Origin of the sequence: Helicobacter suis (assembly GCF_902196135.1) — a bacterium.
GTDB lineage: Bacteria > Campylobacterota > Campylobacteria > Campylobacterales > Helicobacteraceae > Helicobacter > Helicobacter suis_A.
In genome coordinates this window covers 1-2,923 of sequence record NZ_CABIKE010000027.1, presented here as the reverse complement: position 1 = coordinate 2,923, position 2,923 = coordinate 1, and the positions used below count along the sequence as shown (strand labels likewise).

Here is a 2,923-nt window from a genome sequence, read left to right as displayed (position 1 = left end):
TGCAAAAACCTATCAGAACTAAAATGACCACCCCCCCGCTAAGCACTCCAAACACCCCCACTACAGCCCTAAACCCCTTCACGCGCCCATGAATAAAGAAGAAATTAAAAGAGAATTAGCCCTAAGAGAACTAGGAAAGAGAGACCTTTATACTTTCATTAAGCTTAAATGGGAGCGTTATAACCTAGCGCCCTTTATGGAAGGGTGGCACATTAAGTATTTATCTAAGGTACTTGAAAACACCCTGCCTAGTAGTGAGGAACTTATCACGCGCTTAATGATCAACATGCCCCCTAGTTATGGCAAAACCGAGATTATCGCCAGATGTTTTATTGCTTGGAGTTTAGGGCGTGATCGCACCCGCAAATATTTTTATATCAGCTATAGCGACGATCTTTGTAGAAAGATCGCCAATCAGGTACGCGACTTAATGAAGTCAAAATTCTTTAGCCAAATTTTCCCAGAGCCTTTAGAATTTCTCCAAGATAACGCCCAAGAATTTGTTTTAAGAGAGGGCGGAGGGCTATTTGTTACCACTCTTAAAAGCGCCTTAACCGGCTTTCATGCCCACCAAATCCTAATAGATGATCCAATCAAAGTCTCAGAAATGGGTAGCAAAAGCGCCATTAAGGCCATGCATAGCAACTTCAAAGAAAGCGTTTTAAGTAGGCTTCAAGACAATCAAAGCAATATCACTATCTTAATGCAAAGATTAGGCTTAAATGATCTATGCGGTTATTTGCTTAATCCTAGAGAATTTGAGGAAGCTAGCATTAATGAGTGGCGCGTGATCAAACTTCAGGCCATTAATGAAAATCAAGAAATGTATAGTGTGGGTAGTTTTAATTACATCCGCCAGCCCAAAGAAGCCTTATTTAAGCAGCGCCACAATTTAGATCAACTAGAGGAATTAAGACTACAAATGGGCAATGATGAATTTAGCGCCCAGTATCAGCAAGAACCCATTAGCACTAGCGGGGGCTACTTTGATGAGCAATACTATACAAATGTTTTTGATCATGAATGTGGCCAAATGAATACCTACATCTTTGTGGATAACGCCTTAAGCCTAAAGCAAAGCGCGGATAACCGCGCTGTAGTGGTTGTGGGTGTGGAAAACTACAAAGATAGCGCTAGGTATATCGTATTAGAGTGTTATTGTGGGATATGGAGCGAGGAACTCACCATTGGCTATATTTTGCAGGCTAAGGCTAAATTTAAAGAGGCTAAAACTTATATTGAAAGCGACGGGGGCGGGCTAGTCTTGCATAGGCTTTTAATGGTAGAGTTAGCCAAACATAACCAACGCGCCAAAGAAAACTACACAGAAGGGCTAAATGATTATATCACTTGTTATACCCCCAGTAGACAAGTAAGCAAGGTAGATAAGATCAAAGCTATACGCCCCTACTACAATACAGGCTATTTAGTCTTTAGCCATGCATGCAGCAATCAAGCCCAGATCAAAAAAGAACTTTTTAGTTTCAATCCAGATAAGCCCTTTAAACAAGATGATACGATAGACGCGCTAGCCAGTGCAATTAATCACCCAGAAGTCAAACCCCCCTTTATCAGCCAAGAAACCAACACCTACAAATCCCAAACCCATACTAGCACTAGGCGCACATGGAGAATCTAACCAAAGCGCGCCACACCCAAGAACCACTAAAACAAGCCCGCGCAAGTGCCACAATAACACTCTAACACAAAGAGAGAGCCAAAAAGAGGAAAAGGGCAAGGGTGCAGGGGCTTAAAGGGGGCTTAAAAAAGAGAGATTTAAGCTTATAATATTAGGCTTAGATAACTTGAGTATGATAGGCTAAGGTTAAATCCCCTAGCTATCAAAACCCTAACCCTTGCAAGACTAAAAAAATTTAGGTTAAATACGCTCACTCTAGGCTAAGCGCAGGTTATACTCATAAAAGCAAGGTTTTAAACGCTATAGCCTAGAGCAAAACCCTACCCCTTGAAAATCCCTTTTGATCTTGGCAAATTGCAAGACATGGCTACACTAGACTTTAACAAATTAGAACAAGACGGGATAGATACTAAACAGGTCTTAGACTTTGTTAAATCGCAAAATAGCAATTTTAACCATGCAGAATTAGAAAAGTATTATCAAGATCAAGGCTTCAATCAGGCAGAAATTAATAGTGCCCTCTACAATGATCTTAAGACTTTAGGCAAGAATTTAAACATTGAGCCAATCACTCCGGCAGTTAAGCCTGCTAGTTTTGATGTTGATCACCAAGATGAGTTAAGCGGTCTTGCAGTTGTGAAAGCACTTGAAACTACAGCGCCACAGAATACACAAGACCTATTAGCACAAAACACACCACCTAAAAGCCCAGAGACTAGCGCTAGCAGTGTTGCAACTAATGCAGAGCTCTACACAAACAAAAAACCCTTTAGTTTAGAGGATTTAGAGGCACGGGCGAGTCAACTACATAGCACACTTAACCAACTCACCCCCGACATGCTTAAAAGCAAAGAAGCTAAAAATCAAGATTTAGAATTAGATAGTTTGATCAAAGAAGCCATAGAAAACAGAGTGCCTTATGCAAAACTACCCAAAGCTCTACAAAGCCATTTAACCAGCAAAGCCCTAGATAGTGAGAGTATCACCGACGCTATCGCCCACCCCCTAGACTACTTTAGCCTAAATAAAGGCGCTAGAGAATACAAGGCAGAAATCACCCGCCAAAGTATCCTAAAGGTTAAAAATGCCAAAAATTTAAGCGAGGAACAAAAGAACCAAATTTATAAAGATAGAAATATTTTTACTAGTGCTTTTAATAGCCTGTTTAAAGATGAAAACGAAGACTTAAAAGAATATCAAGAAAATTTAAAGTCTCAAGCTATCACTAAAGACCTCCAAAAGGCTATAACCCTTTATGACAACATAGCCCCGGGTAAAAGTATC

Annotated in this window: 1 protein-coding gene and 1 pseudogene; both read left to right on the top strand. The window is 40.4% G+C overall.

Annotated features, from left to right (window positions below; all coding sequences use genetic code 11):
- Window positions 1-88 precede the first annotated feature (88 nt).
- The gene (locus G6Q06_RS08190; protein WP_163565150.1) at window positions 89-1,639 is read left to right on the top strand and encodes a hypothetical protein; all 1,551 of its coding nucleotides are present in this window, start codon (window positions 89-91) and stop codon (window positions 1,637-1,639) included.
- Window positions 1,640-1,966: 327 nt separating this feature from the next.
- Window positions 1,967-2,923: pseudogene (locus G6Q06_RS08185) on the top strand (hypothetical protein); the annotation flags it as partial.

What these genes read in the sequence shown, in the direction of transcription:
- G6Q06_RS08190 (WP_163565150.1), top strand. Translation starts at nt 89, where the DNA reads ATGAATAAAGAAGAAATTAAAAGAGAATTAGCCCTAAGAGAACTAGGA.